At 71.2% G+C, this 20,854-nt stretch carries 17 protein-coding genes; 8 read left to right on the top strand and 9 right to left on the bottom strand.

The features are described 5' to 3' along the window. Nucleotides 1-100 precede the first annotated feature (100 nt). A complete protein-coding gene (locus tag ACFQ6X_RS06525; RefSeq protein ID WP_383176843.1) occupies nucleotides 101-862 on the top strand; it encodes a hypothetical protein in 762 nt (253 codons plus the stop codon). A 75-nt stretch (nucleotides 863-937) separates the two neighbouring features. On the opposite strand, the gene gcl is transcribed toward ACFQ6X_RS06525, so the two are convergent. Continuing rightward, nucleotides 938-2,722, bottom strand: a complete 1,785-nt coding sequence (gene gcl, locus ACFQ6X_RS06520) for a glyoxylate carboligase (protein WP_383176840.1) — start codon at nucleotides 2,720-2,722, stop codon at nucleotides 938-940. A gap of 240 nt (nucleotides 2,723-2,962) precedes the next feature. Here gcl and ACFQ6X_RS06515 point away from each other — a divergent pair, with 240 nt between their 5' ends. From ACFQ6X_RS06515 to ACFQ6X_RS06505, 3 genes are all read left to right on the top strand, one after another. Then, nucleotides 2,963-3,685, top strand: a complete 723-nt coding sequence (locus ACFQ6X_RS06515) for a hypothetical protein (protein WP_383176837.1) — start codon at nucleotides 2,963-2,965, stop codon at nucleotides 3,683-3,685. Between the two features lie 20 nt (nucleotides 3,686-3,705). Further along, nucleotides 3,706-4,233 (top strand): GNAT family N-acetyltransferase, encoded by a 528-nt coding sequence (locus tag ACFQ6X_RS06510; RefSeq protein WP_383176834.1) that lies wholly within the window; start codon nucleotides 3,706-3,708, stop codon nucleotides 4,231-4,233. A gap of 71 nt (nucleotides 4,234-4,304) precedes the next feature. Further along, entirely contained in the window at nucleotides 4,305-4,526 is a 222-nt protein-coding gene (locus ACFQ6X_RS06505) for a hypothetical protein (protein ID WP_383176831.1), read from the top strand. A 55-nt stretch (nucleotides 4,527-4,581) separates the two neighbouring features. Here ACFQ6X_RS06505 and ACFQ6X_RS06500 read toward each other — a convergent pair whose 3' ends face one another. Together ACFQ6X_RS06500 and ACFQ6X_RS06495 are read right to left on the bottom strand one after the other, a co-directional pair. Further along, complete coding sequence (locus ACFQ6X_RS06500) at nucleotides 4,582-6,189, bottom strand: AMP-binding protein (RefSeq protein WP_383176828.1); 1,608 nt, start codon at nucleotides 6,187-6,189, stop codon at nucleotides 4,582-4,584. Then, the gene (locus ACFQ6X_RS06495) at nucleotides 6,186-7,862 is read right to left on the bottom strand and encodes an AMP-binding protein (RefSeq protein ID WP_383176825.1); all 1,677 of its coding nucleotides are present in this window, start codon (nucleotides 7,860-7,862) and stop codon (nucleotides 6,186-6,188) included. Before ACFQ6X_RS06495 ends, ACFQ6X_RS06500 begins: the two co-directional genes overlap by 4 nt. A gap of 142 nt (nucleotides 7,863-8,004) precedes the next feature. Between ACFQ6X_RS06495 and ACFQ6X_RS06490 the strand changes: the two genes are divergently transcribed. Continuing rightward, nucleotides 8,005-8,823, top strand: a complete 819-nt coding sequence (locus ACFQ6X_RS06490; RefSeq protein WP_383176871.1) for a response regulator transcription factor — start codon at nucleotides 8,005-8,007, stop codon at nucleotides 8,821-8,823. Between the two features lie 31 nt (nucleotides 8,824-8,854). Continuing rightward, entirely contained in the window at nucleotides 8,855-9,499 is a 645-nt protein-coding gene (locus ACFQ6X_RS06485; RefSeq protein ID WP_383176822.1) for a LysE family translocator, read from the top strand. A 5-nt stretch (nucleotides 9,500-9,504) separates the two neighbouring features. Here ACFQ6X_RS06485 and ACFQ6X_RS06480 read toward each other — a convergent pair whose 3' ends face one another. After that, nucleotides 9,505-10,623, bottom strand: coding sequence for a winged helix DNA-binding domain-containing protein (locus ACFQ6X_RS06480; protein ID WP_383176819.1), 1,119 nt, complete (start codon nucleotides 10,621-10,623; stop codon nucleotides 9,505-9,507). Nucleotides 10,624-10,728: 105 nt separating this feature from the next. Between ACFQ6X_RS06480 and ACFQ6X_RS06475 the strand changes: the two genes are divergently transcribed. Beyond that, the gene (locus ACFQ6X_RS06475) at nucleotides 10,729-11,607 is read left to right on the top strand and encodes a DMT family transporter (protein ID WP_383176816.1); all 879 of its coding nucleotides are present in this window, start codon (nucleotides 10,729-10,731) and stop codon (nucleotides 11,605-11,607) included. A 7-nt stretch (nucleotides 11,608-11,614) separates the two neighbouring features. On the opposite strand, the gene ACFQ6X_RS06470 is transcribed toward ACFQ6X_RS06475, so the two are convergent. Continuing rightward, nucleotides 11,615-12,643 carry a glutathione S-transferase family protein gene (locus ACFQ6X_RS06470; protein ID WP_383176813.1) on the bottom strand — a complete coding sequence of 343 codons (1,029 nt, stop codon included), beginning with the start codon at nucleotides 12,641-12,643 and terminating at the stop codon, nucleotides 11,615-11,617. After that, nucleotides 12,640-14,133, bottom strand: coding sequence for an MFS transporter (locus tag ACFQ6X_RS06465; RefSeq protein ID WP_383176810.1), 1,494 nt, complete (start codon nucleotides 14,131-14,133; stop codon nucleotides 12,640-12,642). The genes ACFQ6X_RS06470 and ACFQ6X_RS06465 overlap by 4 nt, the downstream gene beginning before the upstream one ends. 89 nt (nucleotides 14,134-14,222) lie before the next feature. Here ACFQ6X_RS06465 and ACFQ6X_RS06460 point away from each other — a divergent pair, with 89 nt between their 5' ends. Next, entirely contained in the window at nucleotides 14,223-14,660 is a 438-nt protein-coding gene (locus ACFQ6X_RS06460) for a VOC family protein (RefSeq protein WP_383176807.1), read from the top strand. Here ACFQ6X_RS06460 and ACFQ6X_RS06455 read toward each other — a convergent pair. The 3 genes from ACFQ6X_RS06455 to ACFQ6X_RS06445 are packed head-to-tail and all read right to left on the bottom strand — an operon-like array spanning nucleotide 14,597 to nucleotide 20,849. Further along, nucleotides 14,597-15,643: an aldo/keto reductase gene (locus tag ACFQ6X_RS06455; RefSeq protein WP_383176804.1), complete on the bottom strand. Its 1,047-nt coding sequence runs from the start codon at nucleotides 15,641-15,643 to the stop codon at nucleotides 14,597-14,599. The genes ACFQ6X_RS06460 and ACFQ6X_RS06455 overlap by 64 nt on opposite strands. After that, on the bottom strand, nucleotides 15,640-19,476 hold the full coding sequence (locus ACFQ6X_RS06450) for an ABC transporter ATP-binding protein (RefSeq protein ID WP_383176801.1): 3,837 nt from the start codon (nucleotides 19,474-19,476) through the stop codon (nucleotides 15,640-15,642). Before ACFQ6X_RS06450 ends, ACFQ6X_RS06455 begins: the two co-directional genes overlap by 4 nt. Further along, on the bottom strand, nucleotides 19,473-20,849 hold the full coding sequence (locus tag ACFQ6X_RS06445; RefSeq protein ID WP_383176798.1) for an LLM class flavin-dependent oxidoreductase: 1,377 nt from the start codon (nucleotides 20,847-20,849) through the stop codon (nucleotides 19,473-19,475). Before ACFQ6X_RS06445 ends, ACFQ6X_RS06450 begins: the two co-directional genes overlap by 4 nt. Between the last annotated feature and the right edge of the window lie 5 nt (nucleotides 20,850-20,854).

Below are 20,854 nucleotides of genomic sequence, written 5' to 3'. Positions count from 1 at the left end.
GGACAACTCCGTGCGCCTCGCCCCCTTTTGACGTCTCCGGACGACCCGTCTGAGTACGGGTACGGATGGATTGCGCCGCCTGCCTCATGACAATGGCCCCATGACTACGACGCGGTTACCGCGCGCCGCATCCGGCGGGCGCAGGTCCCTCGGAGGGCTCCTCGGCCTCCTCCTCGTCCTCGCCGTCCCCGCCTGCTCCGCCGAGGACCGCGCCACGAGCCCCGAAGAGGTGCGCGAACTGGCGGGCGGTACAGAGGCGCAGGAGGCCCGGAAGGAGGCCGAGACCTATCTCCGGACCGCCGTCCGCGCCTACGACAAGAACACTCCCCTGGTCCTCGGCCTGACGACGGTGAACGACCTGTGCATCGGCGGAGCGGCGAAGGAGTGGTTCTTCCAGACCGGCGACGACCGGTACAGGATCCGCTGCTCCCTGAAGATCACCGCCTACTACGGCGCCGACCCGAAGCGGATCGGTGACACCCTGGACGCTGTCCTCACGGCCGGCGACCACGACGTCTCCGCGTTTCCCACGGGCCCGATCCCGTTCGGTCACGACGACTACCGCACACGCCTCGTCTCCTACTACCGGGGACGCGGCCCGAACCCGACGGGCCCGGACACCCCGGAACCGTTCCAGCTCTTCGACCCTGCGCAGACCCTGTCCTGGGACACCGTGCGCAGCAGCCCGAAGACGCCGGTCGAGGAGACCGGCCCGTGTACGGAGAACGATCCGCCTGTCACCCGGTGCTTGCGCGAGCCCGCGTCGACCACGGTCGCGGACCTGCGCAGGCGGTACGGAATGGTCTTCAAGCTGGAGACGTCGGCCTCCGACTACTACCTGGTCTTCAAGGACGGCCGGTGACACGGCTCCGGCCCCGGGATCCGCCGACAGGGTCGGGAATCCCGGGGCCGGAGCTCCGGACGGGTGGCCGGGTGGTCAGGAAACCGTCAGCGCGCGGATCGACGTCGGCGCGTGGCCGGGCTCCGTCGCCACGTCCTCGAACTCGTTGACCGACGCGATGTCCGTCCCGCTCATCGAGATGTTCGTGACACGCTCCAGGATCGCCTCGACGACCACCGGCACCCGGAACTCCGCCGCCAGCTTCTTCGCCTCCTCGAACGCGGGCAGCAGCTGGTCCGGCTCGGTGACCCGGATCGCCTTGCAGCCGAGGCCCTCGACGACCTTGACGTGGTCGACGCCGTAGACGCCCAGCTCCGGGGAGTTGATGTTCTCGAACTCCAGGTTGACCTGGAAGTCGATGTCGAAGTTGCGCTGGGCCTGGCGGATGAGCCCCAGGTAGGAGTTGTTCACCAGCACATGGACGTACGGGATGTGGTGCTGCGCGCCGACGGCGAGCTCCTCCAGCATGAACTGGAAGTCGTAGTCGCCGGAGAGCGCGACGACCGATCCCTCCGGGTCGGCCGTGGCGACGCCCAGCGCGGCCGGGATCGTCCAGCCCAGCGGGCCGGCCTGGCCGCAGTTGATCCAGTGGCGCGGCCGGTAGACGTGCAGCATCTGCGCGCCCGCGATCTGGGAGAGGCCGATCGTCGTCACGTACCGGGTCTCGGGCCCGAAAGCCCTGTTCATCTCCTCGTACACCCGCTGCGGCTTCAGGGGCACGTTGTCGAAGTGTGTGCGGCGCTGCAGCGTGGCCCGCCGCTCCTGCGTGGACGCGGCCCATGCCGACCGGTCCTTCAGGGTGCCCGCGGCCTTCAGCTCGCGGGCCACCTCGACGAAGAGCTCCAGCGCGGCCTTGGCGTCGGAGGCGATGCCGAGGTCCGGGGCGAAGATCTTGCCCAGCTGGGTGGGCTCGATGTCGACGTGGACGAACGTCCGGCCCTGGGTGTAGACGTCCAGCTTGCCGGTGTGGCGGTTCGCCCACCGGTTGCCGATGCCGAGGACGAAGTCGGACTCCAGGAAGTTCGCGTTGCCGTAGCGGTGCGAGGTCTGCAGGCCGACCATGCCCGCGTTGAGCTCGTGGTCGTCGGCGAGGATGCCCCAGCCCATCAGCGTCGGCACGACCGGAACACCGGTCAGCTCGGCGAACTCCACCAGGAGTTCGGAGGCGTCCGCGTTGATGATCCCGCCGCCCGCGACGAGCAGCGGGCGCTCGGAGGCGTTGAGCATCTCGACGGCGCGCTCGATCTGCTTGCGGGTCGCGGCGGGCTTGTGGACGGGCAGCGGCTCGTACAGATCGGGGTCGAACTCGATCTCGGTGAGCTGCACATCGATCGGCAGGTCGATGAGGACCGGGCCGGGACGGCCGGTGCGCATCAGGTGGAAGGCCTGCTGGAAGACGCCGGGGACCTGGGCGGCCTCCAGGACGGTGGTGGCCGCCTTGGTGACCGGCTTGGCGATCGACGCGATGTCGACGGCCTGGAAGTCCTCCTTGTGGAGCACCGCCGTGGGGGCCTGGCCGGTGATGCAGAGGATCGGGATCGAGTCGGCGATGGCGGAGTAGAGGCCGGTGATCATGTCGGTGCCGGCGGGACCGGACGTACCGATGCAGACGCCGATGTTGCCGGCCGCGGCACGGGTGTAGCCCTCGGCCATGTGGGAGGCGCCCTCGACATGGCGGGCGAGGGTGTGGTGCACCCCGCCGGATGCCTTGAGTGCCGCGTAGAACGGGTTGATCGCCGCACCCGGCACACCGAACGCGTTACTGACGCCTTCGCGCTTGAGAATCTCAACTGCCGCTCGGGCAGCGGTCATACGAGGCATTGAGTGCTCCTGCTCGGACCTGGTGGATTCGGGCTCTGTCGCGCCACCTGAGAGCACCAATTCCGCATTACGGAAATTCTGTTCTGCTATGTGGAATCAATCTAAAGCGGAGTCGTACGGTCGTCAAGGGAGGACGCCGGGACGAAGTGCGCCAACCTCCTCCCCAGGACCTCGCTCCTGGTAGACCATGGGGGTACGGAGCGCAGTCGCCGCGACAATCGGGGCAGGAGGGGGCAGACGGTGGATTCCCTACCGGTGCACTGCCCGGCCTGCGGCCGGGACCACGCGTACATCACGCCCGTCTACCCCTGCCCGTGCGGCTCCCCGACGGCCCCGCCGCTGCTGCGGGGCGCACCGGTCGAACCCATCACCCACCGCACCTGGAACGACGACTGGGTGAGCGTGCGCTGCACCGCCTGCGGGCGGCGCGACCAGTGGCCGCATCCCGAGCTGAGCTGCCCCTGCGGCGCCGTGCTGCGGATACCCGTCCGCCCGGTGGCCCCCCACGGCTCGGCACCGGCCTCCGCCGCCCGGCCGCCCGGGCCCACGCACATCCCGCTGCCGCGCACGGCAGCGCACCCGCGCCCCTCGTTCCGGCCGATGGTGATCCGTACCGCACGCGACGCGGTGAGCGCTGCCGCGCTCTATCTGAAGTGGCTGGGCTACCGCGAGGTCGTCCAGCCCGAGGTGCGCCCCGCGTCCCGGATAGACCTCCGGGCATCCGGGCTCATCGCACAGGTCGACTCCACCACCCGGCCGACCGCACTGCGCGATGTCGAGTGCCTCTGGCTCAACGCCCTCAACGCCTCGGTGTCGGGCGTGCTCTTCTCCCTGGCCGGCTACGCGGAGGACGCGCGCTCACGCGCCGACGGTCTCGCCATCCCGCTCTTCGTCATGGACCTCACGGGTACGCCGCAGCCGGTCAACAGCCCTGCGGACGAACTGATCAGCACGGGACCCTGACCACCCGTCATACTGGTCCCATGCGCATCCGTCCCGCCCGGCGCCCGGAACTCCCGCTGCTCCAGGACATCGAGCGCGCCGCGGGCGAGCCGTTCCGCACGGTCGGCATGCCGGCCGTCGCCGACGACGAGCCGCCGCCGCTCGCCCTGCTGGAGAACTACCGTCGCGGTGGGCGCTGCTGGGTGTCGACGGACGAGGCCTCCGACCTCCCCGTCGGCTACCTGATCGCCGACCGCGTGGACGGCGCCGCCCACATCGAGCAGATCTCCGTCGACCCGGCGGCCGCCCGCCGGGGTGTCGGCCGCGCCCTCATCGACCATCTCGCCGGCTGGGCCGAGGCCGAGGGACTGACCGCTCTCACCCTGACGACCTTCGCCGAAGTCCCTTGGAACGCGCCCTACTACACACGCCTCGGTTTTCGGACACTGGCGGAGGACGAGCTCGGGGACGGGCTCCGCGGGATCAGGTCGCAGGAAGCCGAACACGGCCTGGACCGCTGGCCGCGCGTGTGTATGCGCCGCGATCTCCCCACCGTGCCATCGAAATGATTTCGGTCACGTGTGCCCCGCGAGCCTCATATGTTCGGACTGTTGTCAGTATGGGGACGTACAGTGAAGGCATGGTCTTAACTCCTCGGCTTTCACCTCCTTCCACCCCTGTTTTCGCGACCCAGCCCACCCACCCGTCCGCCGTCGAGGCGAACGAGGCGATTCGCGCGCTCGTGGACGCCCGCGCGGGCCAGGACTGGTCGTCCGTGGAGTCGGCGACGTACGAGGTGCTTCTGATCGAGTGGGCGGCCGCGACCAAGGGCATCGACTCCGACATCATCGAAGCCGCCTGAAACCCTGCCCGGCCGCCCCACCCGGCGCCGCACGCCACGCTTGCCGCGCCGCGCGCTACGCGCCGTAGCTCTCCCGCAGTTCGACCTTCCGGACCTTCCCGCTGACCGTCATCGGGAAGGTCTCCAGGATCTGCAGCCGGCGCGGGATCTTGTAGTGCGCCAGCTGCTCCCGGCAGTACGCGGTCACCTCGTCCAGGGTCGGCGGATCGGCCGGGTCGCGGGGGATGACGCAGGCCAGGATCTCCTCGCCGTACCTGGCGTCCGGCACCCCGACCACCTGGACATCGGCGATCTTCGGATGGCCGTAGAGGAACTCCTCGATCTCCCGCGGGTACACGTTCTCGCCACCTCGGATGATCATGTCCTTGATCCGGCCGACGATCTGGACGTATCCGTCCTCCCGCATCACCGCGAGATCCCCGGTGTGCATCCAGCGCCCCGCGTCGATCACCTCCGCGGTCCGCTCCGGCTGGTCCCAGTAGCCGAGCATCACGCTGTACCCGCGGGTGCACAGCTCACCGGGCCCTCCGCGCGGCAGGGTCACGCCCGTCACCGGGTCGACCACCTTGACCTCCACATGCGGCAGCACCCGGCCGACCGTGCCGGTACGGCGCTCCAGGTCGTCTTCCCGGCGCGTCTGGGTGGAGACCGGTGAGGTCTCCGTCATGCCGTAGCAGATCGACACCTCGTCCATGTGCATCTCGGCGACGACCCGCTTCATCACCTCGACCGGGCACGGCGATCCGGCCATGATTCCGGTGCGGAGCGAGGAGAGGTCGTAGTCGGCGAAGCCGGGGAGGTTCAGCTCCGCGATGAACATGGTGGGGACGCCGTAGAGCGAGGTGCAGCGCTCCTGCTGGACGGCCGAGAGCACGGCGGCGGGCTCGAAGGACGGGGCCGGGATCACGATGCAGGCGCCGTGCGAGGTGATGCCCAGGTTTCCCATCACCATGCCGAAGCAGTGGTAGAAGGGGACGGGCAGGCAGACCCGGTCCTGTTCGGTGTAGCCGACCATCTCCCCCACGAAGTAGCCGTTGTTCAGGATGTTGTGGTGGGAGAGCGTGGCCCCCTTCGGGAAGCCGGTGGTACCCGAGGTGTACTGGATGTTGATCGGGTCGTCGCAGGACAACTCCGCCTCACGGAGGGAGAGCTGTTCGGCGGTGACGGCTACCGACGTGGCCGTCAGTTCGTCCCAGCTCGGGTCGCCGATGTAGTGGACGGACCGCAGGGCCGGGCAGTTGGCACGGACCTGGCCGACGAGGGCCCGGTAGTCGCTGGTTCGGTGGGCGAGCGACGCGATCAGCAGGGAGATCCCGGCCTGGTCGAGCACGTACTCCAGCTCGTGCGCCCGGTAGGCCGGGTTGATGTTGACCATGACGGCACCGATGCGGGCCGTCGCGTACTGGACGAGCACCCACTCCGGGCAGTTGACCGCCCAGATGCCGACACGGTCGCCCTTGGCCACCCCGGATGCCATCAGCCCACGGGCCAGTTCCTGGACGGCGGCGCCGAATTCGGCGTACGTCCAGCGGCGCCCGGACACCACATCGACCAGGGCCTCGCGCTCCGGGAAGGCCTCGACCGCGCGGTCGAGGTTGCGGCCGATGGTGTCGCCGAGCAGTGCGGTGCCGCCGGTGCCGTGCGCGTAGGACAGCTCGCTCATCGCAGGTCCCCCTCGTCGAACTCGGTGCCCGCGCCCTGCGCCGTACGCTCCCGCAGTTCGATCCGGCGGATCTTGCCGGAGACGGTCTTGGGCAGCTCGGCGAACTCCAGCCGGCGGATGCGCTTGTACGGGGCGAGGACCGCCCGGGAGTGCTCGAACAGCACCCTCGCCGTTTCCGGGCCGGGCTCCCAGCCCTCGGCGAGTACGACGTACGCCTTGGGCACGGCGAGGCGCACGGGGTCGGGTGCGGGCACGACCGCCGCCTCGGCCACCGCTTCGTGCTCCAGCAGGGCGCTCTCCAGCTCGAACGGCGAGATCTTGTAGTCGGAGGCCTTGAACACGTCGTCGGCGCGGCCCACGTACGTGATGTAGCCGTCCTCGTCCCGGGCGCCGATGTCCCCGGTGCGGTAGTAGCCGCCCGCCATGGACTCGGCCGTACGTTCGGGGTCGCCGTGGTAGCCGGTCATCAGGCCGACGGGGGCGGCCGACAGGACGAGGGCGATCTCGCCCTCCGCCACGCCCGCCCGCCCGGAGACCGGGTCGAGCAGCTCGACCTCGAAGCCGGGGCTGGGCCGCCCCATCGAGCCGGTCTTCAGCCGCTGGCCCGGCGTGTTCGCCACCTGGACGGCGGTCTCCGTCTGGCCGAAGCCGTCCCGGATGGTGACGCCCCAGGCGCGCCTGACGGTCTCGATGACCTCGGGGTTGAGCGGCTCGCCGGCCGCGACGACCTCGCGCGGCGGTGTCTTCAGCTGCGTGAGGTCGGCCTGGATGAGCATCCGCCACACGGTCGGCGGCGCACAGAAGCTCGTCACCGCGGAGCGGTCCATCTCCGCCATCAGCCGGGCAGCGTCGAAGCGTGTGTAGTTGAAGATGAAGACGGTCGCCTCGGCGCTCCAGGGCGCGAAGAGGTTCGACCAGGCGTGCTTGGCCCAGCCGGGCGAGGAGATGTTGAGGTGCACATCGCCGGGCTTGAGGCCGATCCAGTACATCGTCGACAAGTGGCCGACCGGGTACGAGACATGGGTGTGCTCGACCAGCTTGGGGCTCGCTGTCGTACCGGAGGTGAAGTACAGCATCAGCGGTTCGTCAGCGTCGGTCTCACGGTCGGCGGTGAAGGTGTCGGGCGCCTCGTCGGCCCCGCTGTACGGGAGCCAGCCCGCCACCTCCTCGCCGACGGCGATCCGGGTGTAGTCGCCGGGCACCTCGTCGAACTTCGGCGCGTCCTCGGACCGTACGAGGACGTGGCGGACCTTGCCGCGCTCCACCCGGTCGCGCAGGTCGACGGGGCCGAGCAGCGGGGTCGCGGGGATGACGACGGCACGCAGCTTCATCGCGGCGAGGGCGGTCTCCCACAGCTCGGTCTGGTTGCCGAGCATGACCAGGATCCGGTCGCCCTCCCGTACCCCCTGGGCGCGCAGCCAGTTCGCGGCGCGGTTGGAACGGGCGGCCATCCTGGCGAAGGACACCTCTGTGCGCCGGCCGTCCTCCTCCACGATGTGCAGGGCGGTCCGCTCGTTGTCCTCGGCGATGACGTCGAACCAGTCCAGCGCCCAGTTGAAGCGGGCCGGCCTGGGCCATTCGAAGCCGGCGTAGGCCTTCGCATAGTCCTCGCGGTGTTCCAGCAGAAAGTCCCGAGCGGCCCGGAACGTCTCCGTCGCGCTGGTTGCCGGCATGTGCCCTCCTCATTGCGGACCCGTCCTTTAACATCATGTAAACAGTGACCCGGATCTCACCACCCCCGAACGGGGGTGGTGCGGGCAGGACCCCACGGGGCGGAGAGGCATCGGCGTGCCACAACCGGCTGAGGCGACGGAGATGCAGGCGGCTCTGCTGAGGCTGCGCCGCACGAGCGGGCTGCCGGTGGTCTTCGGCGGGCTGCTGTCCGACGCGCGCCACGCCCGGATCGCGGAGCTGAACGGGGCGCAGACAGGCGCGTTGCGCGGGCTCGTCATCTCCGCGGGCAGCGGGCTCGGCGGCAAGGCGATCGCGCTGTCGCGGCCGTGCGCGGTGACCGACTACGCCTCCTCGCGCCACATCAGCCACGAGTACGACACGGCTGTCGCGGCGGAGGGTCTGCGCTCGGTCGTCGCGGTGCCCGTCGTCGTGCGCCGCAAGGTGCGGGGCGTGCTGTACGGGGCGCTGCGCGAGGCGCTCACGCTCGGGGACCGCACGTTCGACGCGGCGGTGTCGGCGGCCCGTGATGTGGAGCAGGCGCTGGCCGTGCGGGACGAGGTGCAGCAGCTCCTGGCGACCACCCGGGAGCAGGTGACCGGCCCGCACGCGGATCCCGGCACGTGGGAGGACGTCCGCGAGGCGCACCGCGAACTGCGTGCCCTGGCACCGAGGATCGTCGACCCGGCCCTGCGTGACGAGCTCCTCGCGGTGTGCGGGCGGCTCGCTTCGGCCGCGGGGTCGAACCGGTCCGCCGCGACCCGGCAGGTGAGGCTGGCTCCGCGTGAGACGGATGTGATCGCCTGTGTGGCGGCGGGCGCGACGAACGCGGCGGCGGCCGAGCGGCTGGGCCTGCGGCCGGAGACCGTGAAGGGGTATCTGCGCTCCGCGATGCGGAAGCTGGGGGCGCACACCCGGCTGGAGGCGGTGGTGGCCGCGCGCCGGGCGGGGCTGCTGCCGTAGAGATCCTGGCGAACCGGAAGGCGTGGTACGCATGGTGACCGTCGATCAGTACCTGGCCTTTGCCGCGATGTCTCTGCTGGTGATCGGGATCCCGGGGCCGAGCGTGCTGTTCGTGATCGGCCGGGCTCTGGCCCACGGACGCCGTACGGCGCTGGCGACGGTGCTGGGCAATGTCACCGGTTCGTACATGCTGGTGGTGGCGGTCGCGCTGGGGGTCGGTTCGCTGGTCGAGCGGTCGTTGCTGTTCTTCCTCGTGGTGAAGCTGGCGGGAGCCGCGTATCTCGTCCTCCTGGGCGTGCAGGCGTTCCGCCACCGCAAGGAGATGCGTCTGACGTCGGCCGCGAGGTCCGGGCAGCCCGCGCACGGTGATCTGCGGACCGTTGCGGACGGGGTGGTCGTCGGCGTCACGAACCCCAAGGGCATCGTGTTCTTCGCCGCGGTCCTGCCCCAGTTCGTGGATCACTCCGCGGGGCATCTGCCGGCTCAGATGCTTCTTCTCGGCCTGGTACCCATCGCGATCGGGACCGTCACGGACACGCTGTGGGGGCTGGGCGCGTCGGCCGCCCGGACCTGGTTCGCGGGTTCGGACCGCCGACTGTCGATGATCGGCGGCGCGGGTGGGTTCGCGATGATCGGCCTGGGCGTGACGGTGGCGGCCACCGGCCGGACGGACTGACGCACTCAGTCGCCGAAGTCGATGAACGGGGCGAACCTGACGTCGTACGCGGATGCTCGCGACATCACCGTCATCAGGTCCACGGCCTCCTGCGTGATCTCCTCGCGCTGCTCCCGGCCGAGTCTGCCGAGTGCCTGGACGGTGACCGTCGCGTCGTCGGCCGTCTCGTCGAGGCGCCAGAGCGCGGCCAGGAAGCCGTCCACCAGGACCGTTCCGTAGGCCTGGTTGCCGACGCCGTTGCGCCCCTTGTACGCGGCAGGGATGATCCGGGTCCGGTCTGCGTGGCCGAGCAGCACGTTGTCGAACTCGGGCAGGAAGCGGGGCGGCGCCGGTACGTCGGGGCCGGGGCGCGGGGCATCCGGCAGGTCGAAGAGCTCGACGCCGTGTTCGTCGCGGAAGGTGACGAGCTGGGGCCGCAGCCGTTCGAAGACCTCGCGCAGCCGGGTGAGGCCCGCCCACATCTGCATGTCCTTCACGGAAGCCGGTCCGAACGCGCCGAGGTAGCGCAGCACGGTCCCGTCGGGCGCGGGCGCCTGCTGCGAGGCCCTGCCGAGCCAGTGCTCGACCGTCGTCAGTGCGACCTGTCCGCTGCGTCCCCACAGTCCGCGCGGGGTGACCTGGACGAGCGGCAACAGGCAGCGGGCGGCGACGGCCAGGGCCCGCGGGTCGGCGTCCGGCCAGTGCACCGTCAGCTCCTCCCGCAGCTCCTTCATCGTGCGGGGCCGTTCCTCGACGAGCTCCTTGCCGAGGGAGGCGAGCCGGTCCAGGTCCACCCCGGTGAGCCCGTGCCGGAACATCTTCAGCTCCCGGTCGCGGGCCGGCTGGACCAGGGGGCGCAGGGTGAGGGCGTCGTCGGCTGTGTGCGTGTGGATGGTGGAGCGCAGGGTGACGATCCTGACGACTTCGCGGGACTCCATGAGCGCGGAGAGCTCTGTCGGATCGAAGCCTTCGAGCCGGGCGAGGAGCTGGAAGTACGGCGGCCTGGTGTTCTGCGCCTGCAGCCCCACCAGGCGGGTGACGGCGTCCTTCGCCGGAACGGCGGTTCGCCGGAGCAGCAACTGGCGCTCCAGGGTTGCCCGGTTGAGTGCGCGGCTGGAGAGCACGGGAGCATTCTTCGCGACCATGGACGGCACGCTACGCGCCAGGGTGTGCACCGGCGCTCGAATCCGACACTCGTGCCGGGCGGCGGCACCACGGACCGGGGGCCGCCCGCCCTCATGATGGTGCCCGTGATCAGTGTCCTCTTCGCCGTTCTGACCGCACTCAGCAATGGTGCCGCCTCGGTCCTCCAGCGCCGCGCCGCCCTGAACGTGCCCGAGAGCGAGGCGATGCGCCTGTCGCTGATAGGGCATCTGCTGCGTCAGAAGGTGTGGCTGTGCGGGATCGCCCTGGTGATCGTGGCCGCCGTCTGCCAGGCGGTGGCGCTGGCCACCGGGCCGATCGCCGTGGTCCAGCCGATCTTCGTGATCGAGCTGCCGGCGACGCTGCTGCTCGCCGGGGTCGTCATGCGGGTCCGGGTGTCCCGGACCGTCTGGTACGGGGTGGCCGCCGTGACGCTGGGGCTGGCCGTCGGTATGGCGGCCGCCGCACCGGTCGGCGGCAGTGACAGTGTGCCGGGCGAGGACTGGATCCCGGCGCTGGTGGTCACCGGCCTGTTCGAGGCCGCGCTGATCACCGCCGCGCTCGGCACCGGCGGCAACGCGAGGGCCGCGCTGCTGGGTCTGGCCGCGGCCTGCGGGTACGCGCTGACGGCTGCCCTGATGAAGGACGCCATGGCGCAGCTGGACGAAGGGGGCGTGACCGCCCTGCTGACGGCCTGGCAGCTGTACGCCACGGCGGCGGCCGGTGTGGGGGCGCTGTTCCTCCTCCAGAACGCGCTGCACGCCGGCACTCTGGCGGCCGTACAGCCGATGCTGACGCTCGGCGACGCGCTGATCAGCATCACGTACGGGGTGACGCTGTTCGGGGAGGTCCTGCGCACCGGCTGGTGGCTGCTGCCGCAGCTGGCCGGTGTGGCGCTGATCGCCGTGGGCTGTGTGGTGCTGGCCCGTTCCCCGCTGGCCGCGGCGAACGCGGGGGACACCGCCCCCGCGCCGCGTGTGGAGTGAGGAGGAGTCAGGGGCGCCCGAGGGCCGGTACGCCCTCGCCGGGCGGCACCGGGCCCGGCGGGGTGCCGTCGCCGAACGGGCGTCCGCCCAGCTGCTCCCGGTGGTGCGGGGTCAGCCAGCCGGACAGGTCGGGGCCCAGCGGCACGATGCCGGTCGGGTTGATGCCCGTGTGCACGCGGTAGTAGTGCTGCTTGATGTGGTCGAAGTCGACCGTGTCGCCGAAGCCGGGGGTCTGGTAGAGGTCGCGTACGTACGCCCACAGGACGGGGTCCTCGGCCAGCTTCGAGCGGTTGCACTTGAAGTGGCCGTGGTAGACGGCGTCGAACCGCACCAGGGTGGTGAAGAGCCGGATGTCCGCCTCGGTGAGGGTGTCGCCGACGAGGTAGCGGCGGTCGGCGAGCCGCTCGGAGACGTGGTCCAGACGGCGGAAGACGTCGAGGTACGCGGCCTCGTAGGTGCTCTGGCCGTCGGCGAATCCGGCGCGGTAGACACCGTTGTTGACGTCGCGATAGATGCCCTCCATCACCTCGTCGATCTCCTCCCGCAGCCGTTCCGGGTAGAGGTCGGGGGCGCCGGGGCGGTGCAGCGCCGTCCATTCGGTGGCCAGGTCCAGCGTGATCCGCTGGTAGTCGTTGGTGACGAGCCTGCCGCTCGGTACGTCGACGATCGCGGGGACGCTGACCCCGCCGGGGTAGCCGTCCTCGCGCGCGTCGTAGGCCTCGCTGAGGTAGCGGATGCCGAGCACCGGGTCGCGGCCGCCCTCGTCCAGGGTGAAGCGCCAGCTGCGGTCGTCCTGGATGGGGTCGGCGACGGCGAGCGAGAGGGCGCTCTCCAGTCCGAGCAGCCGCCGTGAGACGAGTGCGCGGCTCGCCCAGGGGCAGGCCCTGCTGACCACCAGCCGGTAGCGGCCCGCCTCGACGGGCCAGCCGTCGCGGCCGTCGGCGGTGATGCGGTCGGCGAAGTGGCTGCGCGACCGTTTGAAGGGCTTGTGGCCGTACGAGGTGTTCCCGCCCGGCTCTGCTTCCTCGCCGCTCATCGTGTTCCCCTCTGCGCGTCGGGTGTTTCGGTTGTCTCCTGGCCTCTTCTTCCCCGGCGGCCCGCTCCGACGTCGGCCAGGGCCACGACGAGCGCGGCCAGGACGAACACGATGGAGACGACGAGCCCGCTGTCGTACGCGTCCGCCCAGCCGTCGGGACCCAGCTGGGCGAAGAAGACCGAGCCCACCGCGGCGATCCCGATGGCCGAGCCGACCCGCTGGCTGGTCTGGAGGGTGCCGCCGGCACTGCCCGCGTTCTGCACCGGCACCTGGGAGAGGGTCAGGGTCTGGTTGGGGGCGATGACGAGTCCGCTGCCGAGTCCGGCCAGCAGCAGCGGAGCCGCCATCGCCAGTCCGGCGCCCCTGCCCGGCACCAGGTGCGCGGCCAGTGCGGTGAAGCCGAGCCCGACGGCCACCATGGTCAGTCCGACGACGATGAGGGGCCGGCCGAACCGCCCGACGAGCCGGCCGCCGATGGTCGCCGCACCACCCGCGCCCAGGGCGAACGGGGTGATCGCGAGGCCCGCCTCCAGGGCGCTGTAGTTCAGGCCCGACTGCAGATACAGCGTGTTGATGAAGAAGATCGAGGTGAAGCCCGCGAAGTACAGCAGGATCATCAGACAGCCCAGCCAGAAGGACCGGAGCCGGAAGAGCGCGAGGTCCAGCACGGGCTGGACGCCCTTCTTCGCGCAGCGGGACTCCCAACCGACGAAGGCGGTCAGCAGGACCAGGGCGACCACGACGAGCAGCCATTTCCCGTTGCCCGGCCACTGCTGGGCCTGGACGAACGGCAGCAGCAGGGCCAGCACCCCGGCGCCGAGCAGCAGCACCCCGACCGGGTCCAGGTCGCGCGGCCCGACCCGGCCGGCTGACGGGGTGTCCGGGAGGAGCCGGTGGGCCAGCAGCAGGCAGACGGCTCCGATCGGCAGGTTGACGTAGAAGATCCAGCGCCAGCCCTCCTGCGCCCCCGCGCCCTGGATCAGCAGCCCGCCCAGGAGCGGGCCGACCGCGGTGGAGATGCCGACGACGGTGCCGAACATGCCGAAGGCCCGGCCCCGCTCGCGGCCCGAGAACATCTGCTGGATCAGGGCGGAGATCTGCGGCGAGAGCAGCCCGCCCGCCGCGCCCTGGAGGAGCCGGGCGATGACGAGCCAGAGGCTGGACTGGGCGGCCCCGCACGCGGCGGAGGCCAGGGTGAACAGGGTGAGGCCCCACATGAACATCGTGCGCCGGCCCCGGGCGTCGCCGAGGCGTCCGCCGGGGATGAGGACGAGCCCGAACGCGAGCGCGTAGCCGGACAGGACCCATTGGAGGTCGGACTCCGGGGTGTGGAGGCCCTCCTTGATGGACGGCAGCGCCACATTGACGATGGACACGTCGAGGAGCGTCATGAAGCCCGCCACCAGGCAGACGGCGAGGGCGCGCCAACGACGGGGATCGGAAGGTCCGGGAGGAGAGCCAGGGTCCCGGTGCGCCACGCTCTCTGCCATGGTCCGAACCCTAGGCCGCGGCTCCTGATTCCGGCGGACCCGTCGGTGGGGTCCGGCGTGTTCCGCCCTACCGGGGGTACCCGCGGGACATGACTGTCGGGAAAACGAGTGTTCTGGTCCTGGACTGTGCCGAGCCCATGGAGCTCGCCGGGTTCTACGCCGATCTGCTGGGCGCCGAGATGCGGGTGGGCAGCGATCCGGACTTCGTCGAGGTGGTCGGCAACCCGGGTGTGCACCTGGCCGTTCGCCGCGACCACGGCTACGCGCCCCCCAGCTGGCCCCGCCCCGAGGACTCCCAGCAGGCGCATCTGCGCATCCTGGTCGAGGAGGGGGACATGGACGAGGCCGAGCGCGAGGCGATTGGCCTGGGCGCCCGGCCGGTGGACACGAAGGACAGCAACAGCGGTCCGCGCGATGTCCGCGTCTACACGGATCCGGCCGGGCACTCGTTCTCCCTGGCCGTCTACCCCTCCTTCAGCCCCGAACGGCGCCGGAGCGAGGAGTCGGTGAGCACGGACGGGGTGTAACCGGAGTCGCGGACGGACAGGTTGGTGCCGGGCGGGACGATCTCGTCGATCCGGTCGAGGACGTCCCGGCCGAGCCTGATCTTGTCCGCACCCAGCTGGCTGTCCAGCTGCTCGAAGGTGCGCGGCCCGATGATCGCCGAGGTGACGGCCGGGTGTTCCAGGACGAAGGCCAGGGCGAGCTGTACGAGGGTGAGTCCGGCCTCTTCGGCGAGCTCGGCCAGGGCCTCGGTGGCGGCCAGCTTGGCGGCGTTCTCCGGTGCGGTGATGTCGAAGCGGGCGGCCTGGCGTGCGGCGCGGCTGGAGGCCGGCTGCTCTGCGCCCGTGCGGTAGCGGCCCGAGAGCCAGCCGCCGGCCAGCGGGCTCCAGGACAGCACTCCCAGTCCGTACCGCTGGACGACGGGCAGTACCTCTCGTTCGATGCCCCGGGCGAGCAGGGAGTACGGGGGCTGCTCGGCGACCACGCGTTCGCGGCCCCGGCGCTCGGCGAGCCACTGGCCCTCGACGATCGCGGAGGGCTCGAAGGTGGAGGTGCCGATGTAGCGGATCTTGCCCTGGTGCACCAGGTCGGAGAGCGCGCCGAGGGTCTCGTCGAAGTCCGTGTCCGGTTCGGGGCGGTGCACCTGGTAGAGGTCGATCCAGTCGGTGCCGAGCCGGCGCAGGCTGTTCTCCACCTCGCGGATGATCCAACGGCGGCTGTTGCCCTGCTGGTTGGGGTCTTCGCCGAGGCTGCCGTGGAACTTGGTGGCGAGCACCACGTTGTCGCGCCGCCCGCCCGCCAGGGCCTTGCCCACGATGGTTTCGGACTCACCGGCGGAGTAGACGTCGGCGGTGTCGACGAAGTTGATGCCCGAGTCCAGGGCGTGGTGGATGATCCGGACGCTGTCGTCGTGGTCGGTGTTGCCACGGGCGCCGAACATCATGGTGCCCAGGGCCAGCGGGCTGACCTTGACGCCGGTGCGTCCGAGGGTGCGGTAGTCGGTCATCCTGCGTTCTCCTTGACGAGTTCATCGGTGGTGAGGTGGTCCGCCGGGGCGGGGTTCCCGGTCTGCCGGAAGGCTTCCCAGAGTCGGTGGTAGGCGCCGCGCGCGGCGAGCAGTTCGGTGTGCGTGCCCGACTCGACGACGGTGCCGGCGTCGATGACGACGACCCGGTCGGCCCGTGCGGCGGTCGTCAGCCGGTGGGCGACGACCACGGTGGTCCGGCGCCTGGCCAGTGCCTCCGTCGCCGCCACGACACGGCGTTCGGTCGCCAGGTCAAGCGAGGCGGTGGCCTCGTCGAGCAGCAGGATGTCCGGGTCGACGAGCTCGGCGCGTGCCAGCGCGAGGAGTTGGCGCTGCCCGGCGGACAGGCCCCGGCCCCGCTCCCCCACCGGCTGGAGGTAGCCGAGCCGCAGCCCTGCGACCATCTCGTGCGCGCCGACCGTGCGGGCCGCCGCCTCCACCTCGGCGTCGGTGGCGTCGGGACGCCCGTAGGCGATGGCGTCGCGGACGGTGCCGCTGAAGAGGTGGGCCTCCTGCGGGACGATGCCGAGCCTGCGGCGGAAGCCGGGGAGGTCGAGGTCGCGCAGGTCCTGGCCGTCGACCCGGACCGTGCCGGCCGTCGGATCGTAGAACCGGGCGAGCAGCTTGACGACCGTCGACTTCCCGGCGCCGGTGGCGCCGACCAGGGCGACGCTCTCACCGGGGGCGATGCGCAGGGAGAGCCCGTGCAGCACCTCCTGGCCGCCGCCGCCCGCGTACCCGAAGGAGACCCCGTCGAATTCGACGTCCCCGCGCAGTTCCCGGACGGGCCGGGGGCTCTCGGCGGGCGGGGTGCCGGCCGGGGTCCGCATCAGGCTGCGCAGCCTGCCGAGGCCGATGACGGCCTGCTGGTATCCGTCGAACACCTGGGAGAGCTGCTGGATCGGCGAGAAGAAGAGCTCGACGTAGAGCAGGAACGCGATGAGGGTTCCCGCGCTCAGCTCACCCGCCCTGACCTGTCCCGCGCCGATCACGAGCACGGCGGCGGTGGAGAGGGTGCCGAGGAATTCGACGAACGGGAAGAAGGTGCCCATGTAGCGCTGGGCGCGCAGTCTCGAAGTGCGGAAGGACCACGCCAGTTCGGCGAAGTCGCGTGCGTTGCGCCGTTCGCGCCCGAAGGCCTGGGTGACGCGGATGGCGGTGACGTTCTCCTGGAGGCAGGCGTTGACGGCGCTGATGCGCTCCCTGGCCTCCCGGTAGGCGGGTACGGAGTGGTGGCGGAACAGTGCGGTCGCGCCGATCAGTACGGGCAGCGCGACGAGCAGGACGACGGCCAGGCCCGCGTCGATGACGAGGAGCGCGACGAGGACGCCGAGGATGGTCAGCAGACTGACGACGGCGGTGATCAGCCCGGTCTGCAGGAAGTTCGACAGGGCGTCCACGTCGGTGGTCATCCTGGTCATGATCCGGCCGCCGAGCTCCCGCTCGTAGTAGTCGAGGCCGAGGCGCTGGAGCTGCGCGAAGGTCTTCACACGAAGGGTGTAGAGGAGGCGTTCCCCGGTGCGCCCCGTCGTACGGACCTGGGCGACGCCGATCAGCCAGTTCACGGCCACGACGAGCGCGGCTGCCGCGGCGGCGGCCAGCAGGACTCCTCCGGCCTGGCGTGCCACACCGTGGTCCACTCCGTGCCGTACGAGGACGGGCACCGCGATCTGTGCGGCGGCGTCCAGGGCGACGAGGAGCAGCCCCAGCAGCAACGGCAGCCGGAAGGGCCGCAGCAGGGTGCCCAGGTGGAAGTCGGGGTCGGCGGCGACCGCCTGTGCGGTGGGCACCTTCGGGTCGGCCGCGGGCAGCGGCAGCCTGGCAAGGCCCGCCATCAGTTCGGCGCTCGGCGGGGCGGAGCCGAGCACTCCGCCGCCGGGCCCGCCCCGGCCGGGTCCCGAGGTGGCCGCCGCTTCGGCGAGGGCCTGGGCGGCCCGGACCGCGGTGCCCTCCTCGGTGGCGGTGTCGGCGCTCTCGGCGCGGTGCCACAGGTGCGCGGTGACCCCGCCGGCCGCAGGGCCCGCTGGTGCGTCGGCCGCCTGCTCCGCGGCCTGCGGACTCTCGGCGGTCGACAGCAGGGTACGGAACAGGGCCGAACGCGAGCGGAGTTCGTCCAGGGTGCCGGTGTCCGTGATCCGGCCGCCGTCCAGTACGGCGATCCGGTCGGCGAGCTCCAGGGTCGATCTGCGGTGCGCGACGATCAGGGTGGTGCGGCGACGGGTGGCCTCGTGGAGGCCCGCGTGGATCTCGGCCTCGACCCGGGCGTCGATGGCCGAGGTGGCGTCGTCGAGTACGAGGACGGCCGGGTCGCCGACCAGGGCGCGGGCCAGGGCGAGGCGCTGGCGCTGGCCGCCGGAGAGGGTGAGCCCCTGTTCGCCCACGACGGTGTCGTAGCCGTGGGGCAGCCGCTCGATGAACTCGTCGGCGCGGGCGGTCCGGGCGGCCCGGCGGATCTGCTCGTCGGTGGCGTCCGGGACGCCGTACGCGATGTTGGCGCGCACGGTGTCCGAGAGCAGCAGGCTCTCCTCGAAGACGAATCCGATACGGGAGCGCAGTGAGGCCAGGGTCAGTTCGGTGACGTCGGTGCCGCCCACCCGTACGGATCCGGAGGGCACGTCGTAGAACCGGGGCAGCAGGGCGGCCGCGGTGGATTTGCCGGAGCCGGCGGAGCCGATCAGGGCGAGGGTCTCGCCCGGTTCGACGTCGAGGGTGAAGCCGTCCAGCAGCGGGGCGCCGTCCCCGTAGCCGAAGGTGACGTCCTGCCAGGAGAGGGCCGGTGGCCGGTCGGGGAGGTCGCGGGCGCCGGGTGCGTCGGTGATCACCGGGGCTTCGTCGACGACCTCCAGAACGCGTTCGGCGCCGGCCCGTGCCTGCTGCCAGACGGTGAGCAGCGTCGCCACCTGGCGTACGGGGGTGACGAAGGAGCCGAGGTAGGTGGTGAAGGCGAGGAAGGTGCCGAGCGAGATCCGTCCGTGGAGGGCCATCCAGCCGCCGAGGGCGAGTACGGCGACCTGACCGAGTGCGGGCACCGCCTGGAGGGCGGGGTTGTAGCGGCTGGTGAAGCGGACGACGCGCAGGCGGGAGGCGAACAGGGTGCGGGCGCGCTCCTCCAGGCCGTTGAGTTCCCGTGTCTCCTGGCCGAAGCCCTTGACCACGCGGACGCCGGTGACGGTGGCCTCCACGGAGGAGGCCACTTCGGCGGCCTCCTGCTGGGCGTGCCAGTTGGCGGGGAACAGGTCGCGGCGGCTGCGCAGGGCGATGAGGTAGAGCAGTGGTCCGACGACCAGGGCGACCACGGTCAGCAGCGGCGAGAGCACCGCCATGAAGATCACGGAGCAGAGGAACATCAGGACGTTGCCCGTGAGGTTGGGCAGGAACTGCAGGAGCGTCTGGATCAGGGTGATGTCGGAGATGGACCGGCTGACGACCTGTCCGGTGCGCAGGTCGTCCTGCTGGGCGCCGCCGAGCCGCAGCAGTGCGGCGAAGGCGTCGTTGCGCAGGTCGTACTGGACACCGAGGGAGAGCCGGCCGGAGCGGTAGCGGCGGGTGAAGCTCGCCGCGAAGCGCATCGCGCCGAGGCCGGCGAGCAGGAGCGTCCAGGGGAGGAGCGATCCGGTGGTGCCCCCTGCCACCCCGTCCACGACATGGCGCAGGACGAGGGGCAGGGTGGCGGTGGCGACGGCCGCGACCAGGGCCGCTCCGAACGCGAGGAGCAGGTCGGTGCGGTGGCGCAGGCAGTACCCCAGCAGCCGCCGCGCCCAGCCGGGCGGCGGCTGCGGGGACGTGCCGGTCTGCGGTGGCGGACAGTCGGTCACCGGGCCGCCGCCGCGAGGCCGATGCCGGTGTGGCCCTCGGAGGTGTCGACGGTGTCGAACAGCCGGTTGGCGGGGCGCGGCAGACCGTAGTGCTCGCGCAGGGTGGCACCGGTGTACTCGGTGCGGAACAGGCCCCGCTCCTGGAGGATGGGGACGACACGGTCCACGAAGACCTCCAGACCGGAGGGGAGCACGGCGGGCATGATGTTGAATCCGTCGGCCGCCCCGCTGTCGTACCAGTGCTCGATGGTGTCCGCGACCTGCTCGGCCGTTCCGGCGAAGGTGCGGTGGCCGCGCCCGCCGCCGAGCCGGCCGATGAGCTGACGCACGGTCAGCTTCTCGCGCCTGGCGAGCTCCACGATGAGGGTGTAGCGGCTCTTGGCTCCCTCGATCTCGTCCTCGGTGGGGATGGAGTCGGGGAGTTCCCTGTCGAGGTGGAGCTCGGAGGGGTCGAGCTTCAGCTTCTGCGCCAGTTGGCGCTTGGCGTACTCGGGGACGATGAGCCGGTCGAGCTCGGCGTCCAGCTCCAGGGCCTCGGCCTCGGTGTCCCCGATGACGGGGACGATGCCGGGCAGGATCTTGATGCCGTCCGGGTTGCGGCCGAGGGCTTCGGCGCGCTGCTTGACGTCCTTGTAGAAGGCGATGCCCTCCTCGAGCGTCTGCTGTGCGGTGAACACCGCCTCCGCGTAGCGGGCCGCGAAGTCCTTGCCGTCCTCGCTGGATCCGGCCTGGACGAGCAACGGGTAGCCCTGCGGAGGGCGCTGGACGTTCAGCGGACCGTCGACCCGGAAGAACTCGCCCTTGTGGCCGATGGCGCGGACCCGCTCGGCCAGTGCGTGGACGCCGCTCTCCTTGTCGGCGACGACGGCGTCGTCCGCCCAGCTGTCCCAGAGCTTGGTCGACACCTCGACGAACTCACCTGCGCGCCGGTAGCGGTCGCGGTGCAGCGGGGTGTCGTCCAGACCGAAGTTGCGGGCCGCGTCGGCCCCGGCGGTGGTGACGATGTTCCAGCCGGCCCGGCCGCCGGAGACGTGGTCGAGCGAGGCGAACCTGCGGGCCAGGTTGTACGGCTCGTTGTAGCTGGTGGAGGCCGTGGCGATGAGCCCGATGTGCTCGGTCGCCCCGGCGAGTGCGGTGAGCAGGACGGTGGGTTCCAGCTTGGCGGCGGGGCGGCGGCCGGGGTCGCCCATCAGGACGGGGCTGTCGGCGAGGAACAGGGAGTCCAGACGGCCGCGTTCGGCGATGCGGGCCAGGTTCTTGTAGTGCTCGAGGTCGGAGTTGGCCTCGGCGGCGCTCTCGGGGAGCCGCCAGGACGCCTCGTGGTGGCCGGTGGACATCAGGAAGGCGTTCAGATGGAGCTGCTTGCGCGGCATGGTGT

The sequence above is a fragment of the Streptomyces sp. NPDC056452 genome, assembly GCF_042796085.1.
Classification (GTDB): Bacteria; Actinomycetota; Actinomycetes; order Streptomycetales; family Streptomycetaceae; genus Streptomyces.
The sequence above is the reverse complement of the archived record's forward strand: the minus strand, read 5'-3'. Positions and strand labels throughout refer to the sequence as shown.